The sequence below is a fragment of the Actinoplanes sp. NPDC051633 genome (assembly GCF_040681735.1).
Taxonomy (GTDB): Bacteria; Actinomycetota; Actinomycetes; order Mycobacteriales; family Micromonosporaceae; genus Actinoplanes.
Genome location: NZ_JBFAZH010000658.1, coordinates 1 through 4441 on the forward strand (window position 1 = coordinate 1; position 4441 = coordinate 4441).

Annotated in this window: 6 protein-coding genes; 1 reads left to right on the plus strand and 5 read right to left on the minus strand. The window is 72.3% G+C overall.

The window, feature by feature from the left end; translation table 11 throughout:
• Positions 1-286, minus strand: a 286-nt coding sequence (locus AB0M20_RS29035) for a response regulator transcription factor (protein WP_364303495.1), incomplete at its 3' end; no start/stop codon positions are given.
• The gene (locus AB0M20_RS29040; RefSeq protein ID WP_364303496.1) at positions 283-1440 is read right to left on the minus strand and encodes a histidine kinase; all 1158 of its coding nucleotides are present in this window, start codon (positions 1438-1440) and stop codon (positions 283-285) included. The genes AB0M20_RS29035 and AB0M20_RS29040, both read right to left, overlap by 4 nt.
• A gap of 136 nt (positions 1441-1576) precedes the next feature.
• Here AB0M20_RS29040 and AB0M20_RS29045 point away from each other — a divergent pair, with 136 nt between their 5' ends.
• The gene (locus AB0M20_RS29045) at positions 1577-1972 is read left to right on the plus strand and encodes a hypothetical protein (protein WP_364303497.1); all 396 of its coding nucleotides are present in this window, start codon (positions 1577-1579) and stop codon (positions 1970-1972) included.
• 11 nt (positions 1973-1983) lie between these two features.
• On the opposite strand, the gene AB0M20_RS29050 is transcribed toward AB0M20_RS29045, so the two are convergent.
• The 3 genes from AB0M20_RS29050 to AB0M20_RS29060 all read right to left on the minus strand — a co-directional run.
• A complete protein-coding gene (locus AB0M20_RS29050; protein WP_364303498.1) occupies positions 1984-2790 on the minus strand; it encodes an alpha/beta hydrolase in 807 nt (268 codons plus the stop codon).
• 50 nt (positions 2791-2840) lie between these two features.
• On the minus strand, positions 2841-3947 hold the full coding sequence (locus tag AB0M20_RS29055) for an FAD-dependent monooxygenase (RefSeq protein ID WP_364303500.1): 1107 nt from the start codon (positions 3945-3947) through the stop codon (positions 2841-2843).
• A gap of 35 nt (positions 3948-3982) precedes the next feature.
• Positions 3983-4441 (minus strand): hypothetical protein (locus AB0M20_RS29060; RefSeq protein WP_364303501.1); only part of this gene is annotated, 459 nt, incomplete at its 5' end.

Genomic DNA, 4441 nt, shown 5'->3' on the forward strand with positions numbered 1-4441 from the left:
CCCGCACCGCGTCCAATACCGACCGGTCGTCCGAATACGTGGTCAGCACCACCACCTTGACCTCGGGTGCCTCGGCACGCAGGCGGCGGGTGGCCTCGACCCCGTCGCATCTCGGCATTCTCAGGTCCATGAGCACGACATCCGGCCGTACGGCTCGGACCAGCGTGACCGCCTCGGCGCCGTCAGTGGCCGTACCCACCACCTCGACGCCCTCCATCAGAGCGAGCACCATGCTCAGCCCTTCGCGGACCACCCGCTGGTCGTCGGCGATGAGCACCCGGATCATGCCGGCACCGCCAGCTCGACCCGGAATCCGTGACCGGTCGCGCCCGCGCTGAGGGTCCCGCCCAGCAGCTCCGCCCGTTCCCGCATCCCGCTCAGCCCGTAACCGTCGGTCTCGTCGGGAATGACGAGCGTCCCGGTGGCGAAGTCCTCGACGATCAGGCGGGTGCCCGTGGACTCGTACGCGAGGCGCAGCGAGACGCGGGTCGGCGACGCGTGTCTGGTCACGTTGGTCAGAGCCTCCTGAGCCACCCGGTAGATGGCCAGCCGCGCCTGCGACCCCAGTGGATGCGGCTCTCCGGACACCGCCAACTCGCACGGCACAGCCTGGTCGCGAGCGAACTGCTCGGCCAGCCCGGCCAACCGGTCAGGACCCGGCAGGTCGTCGTCGCGCAGCAGGCCGATGGCACGTCGGGCCTCCTCCAGACCGGCGCGCGCGAGGTGGTGGGCGCGGTCGATGGCGACCGCCAGTCGCGGATCGGCCGGATCCTGGGCGACCAGCATGCGAGCGCCCTCCAGTTGCAGCGACAGCCCCGACAGCGAGTGGGCGAGCACGTCGTGCATCTCGCGGGCGAGCCGCTGCCGCTCGGCCAGCACGGCCGCCTCGGCCAGCGCCGCCTGACCCGCTTCCCGCTCGGCGAGCAGCCGCTTGGTCTCGCGCTGCGCCTCGGCCAGGCGGAACGCCAGGTACATCGAACCGAACAGCACGGCGAACCCGGCGAGCACGGCCAGGAACCCGAAGTCCTGTCCGGTGATCGAAGCCACCATCTCGAGCACCACGAACGCCGCGATCAAGACCGGGACAGCCACCCGTACGGGCATCAGCCCGGTCGCCGCGCACAGCACCGCAACCAGCACCCCCACCGAGCCCGGCCCGCCGGGCTGCACCGCCACCAGCGTCACCGAGCTGACCAGCATCGCCCCGACGAACACCACGTGCGTCGACCGGATCGGTCGTTCGGCGGTCGCATTGCGGCCGAACACCCCGGCCACGAACGCGGCGGTGGCCAGCACGACGACCAGCCGCCTGCCGGTCAGCCCGAACCCGGGCTCGGCGGCCGCGGCGGCCCACACGAACCACGCCAGCATCAGCGGTGTCAGCAACTTCATCCACCGCACGACCCGCAGACGGGTCAGTGCGGGCTCCTCGGTGTGCACCCTTCGAACCTAGAGCGGTATCGGGGCGGCAGCCATCAGCGCAGGGTTGTAGACGTGTCTGCACCCTCGGGTGGAGACGGAACTTCGATCCCCGCGCCGATGCCTGGCACCGACTCCGGATCGCAGGCTGAACGGCATGAAGAACAACCATCTGAACGCCGTTGTGCGCCTGCTGACCGCTTTCCTGGTGATCAGCGTGTCCACCGTCGTCGCCGTGGCGCTGATGCGCCATCACCCCGCTCTGGTCACCACGGCCGTCTGGGTCCGTACGTCCCTGGTCGCGGCGAGCGCCGCGGTGCTCCTGCTGTTCGCCCGCCGCGCGGCGGCGGGCCACCGCGGCTCGTTCCGCCGGCTTCGGATCATCTCGATGGTGGTGCTGATCGCGATCATCGCTGTGGTGGCCTGGCCGGGCGCCTTCCCGGTGTGGCTGCGCGTCGAGCAGGCCGTGTGCGGCCTGCTCATGCTCGGCGTCGTGGTGCGCACCAACCTTCGCGTGGCCCGGTCGTCCCTCGATGCCGGCGCACCTGGTTGAGCCCCAATGGCTCAACCCAGTCCGGAGGCCGTGTCTCGGAGGAAGTCGCGGACCTCGCGGTTGAAGAGCTCGGGCGCTTCGACCGAGCTGACGTGGCCGACACCGGGCAGGACGACCAAGGTTGATTCCGGTATCGCGGCGTGCAGGGCGTTCGCCACGTCCAGGGGAGCACGGACATCCCGGTCGCCGGACAGCAGCAGGGTGGGGACAGTGACGCCGGCGAGCACGTCCCGGAGGTCCGCCTCGGCCGAGGATCGGGCCATGGCGCGGAACCCGGCCGGGTCGAATGCCCGCACGCTGTCGGCGAACCTCGCGACGGCCTCGGCCGGCGCTGCTTCGGAGAACATCGACGTCAGCATCGCCGCGGCGAACTCGTCCGGTGGCAGGTCCGCCAGCGTCAGGCACACGCGTAGCCGCTCGGTCACCACGGCCGGGGCAAGCGAGCCGGCCCAGCCGGCGTAGGCCCCCGCGAGCACCATGGTCCGGGGGACGCCCGGGTGGCGGCGATAAAGTTCGAGAGTCACGATCGCGCCGAACGACAGCCCGGCGAAGTGCGGTCGGTCGAGCCGCAGGGCACGGACGAATCCCGCCAGGCAGCCGGCGTAGTCGGCGATGCGGAACGAGTCGGGCGGCGGCGTCGATCGGCCGGCGCCGGGGGCGTCCCACGCCACGACGGTGAACTCGTCGCAGAGGCCGTCGAGCTGGCCGGACCAGGTCGACACGGCGTCCCCGATGAAGCCATGTGACAGCACCAAGGGTGGACCGGATCCGGCCCGCTCGTACGCGATCGTCAGCCCATCGATCTCTACGGTCTCCATTGATCACTCCTGCGGGGTGTGTACTCGATTGTCGCCCTGCCGGCGGACGATCAGGGCTGGGCGCGCAGGGGTGCGTAGCCGGCGGTGAACAGGTGCCGCCCGGTGCGGCGCAGCACCGCGTTGCGGATCACTGGCGGCAGGCGGCGGCTGCGGTCCCGGCGATGGGTCTGCGCCAGGACCCAGCCGGTGCGGACGCGGCGGCGCTGCTCATAGGCGCGAAACGCCTCGGCAAGGGAGTGCTGGCCGGCCAGTGTGTCGGCCAGGACGATCGCGTCCTCCATCGCCATCGCCGCGCCCTCGGCCATGTTCGGCGATGTGGCGTGCGCGGCGTCGCCGATCAGCAGCACCGATCCGCGCGACCAGCGCGGCAGCACCACCTCCTCCACGGCGGCGCCATGCACGGGAGCGGCGGCCGACGCGGCGAGCAGGGTCGGCACGGGCTCCCCGTAGCCGGCGAGCACCTCGGGCAGCGGCAAGCGGGCCGCGCTCGGTGGGCAGTCGGTGTAGCAGTACACCTTCCCGTCGCCGATCGGGATGGTCAGGAACACCGTCCCCTTGCCGGCCATCAAGGACCACTCGGGCGCGGCGCCGGGCCACTCGGCGATGAACCGGCGGGCGTACTGTCCGACGGGCCGGACCGGCGCCGACTCCCCGAACAGCAGTCGCCGCATCGTGGAGTGCACGCCGTCGGCGCCCACCACGAGGTCGTACCGGCCGCCGGTGCCGTCGGCGAAGCCGACCCGCACATCGTCGTCGGTGTCGGTGAGAGACGCGGGCGAGCAGGACCACCGGATCGGCACGTCCTTGACCGCGGCGAGCAGAACCTGGTGCAGGTCGGCGCGGTGCAGGGCGAGGCTCGGCCCGACACCCCGCCACACCTGGTCGACGTCGAAGTCGAACAGAGCCCGTCCACGATGGTCGGCGATCCGCTGCCGTCGGATCCGCACCGCGCGGGCGCCGACCTGTTCGGCGAGCCCCAACGCGTCCAACGCCCGGACTGCGTTGCCCGGCAGGTAGATTCCGGTGCCGAGGGCGCCCGCCTCCGGTGCCCGCTCGGCGATCTCGACCGTCGCCCCCCATTGCCGCAGCGTGTGCGCCGCTGCCAGGCCGGCGATGCCCGCACCGACGACCAGAACCTGGATCCCGTCACCTCGCATGGCGGCGACGCTAGCGGCGGCGCCTTCCGGAATCCTTATTCGTGGGCGACACCCGCGGCGCGCAGCGCCCCACCGATGACCGCGCCGGGCGGGTCGGCATATCCGGTCCGCCACGCCGTCTCGAAGGCCGCGGGGGTGAGCACGGCTCTCGCCCGCGCCAGGGCGGCGTCGATCCACACCTGGTTGAACGGCATGACGGCGGCACCGACCGAGTCACGCAACGCCGCCGACGTGCCGAGCAGCGACACCGCCGCGGCCTGGTCGCCCCGGCCGGCCGCCAGTTCGGCGGCCAGGTGCAGCGCCAGCGAGAGTCCCCACACGTGGCCGAGGCGGTGGTAGCCGTGCAGCGCGGTGCCGAGGGCCTCGCCTGCCGTCGCCGCGTCACCGGTACGTGCGGCGGCGATCCCCTGCAACACCGACAGAGCGGCCAGCGCCTCCGGATCGCCCATCGACCGCAACACCGGCCCGCACTCCTCGACCAGCTCGGCCGCGCC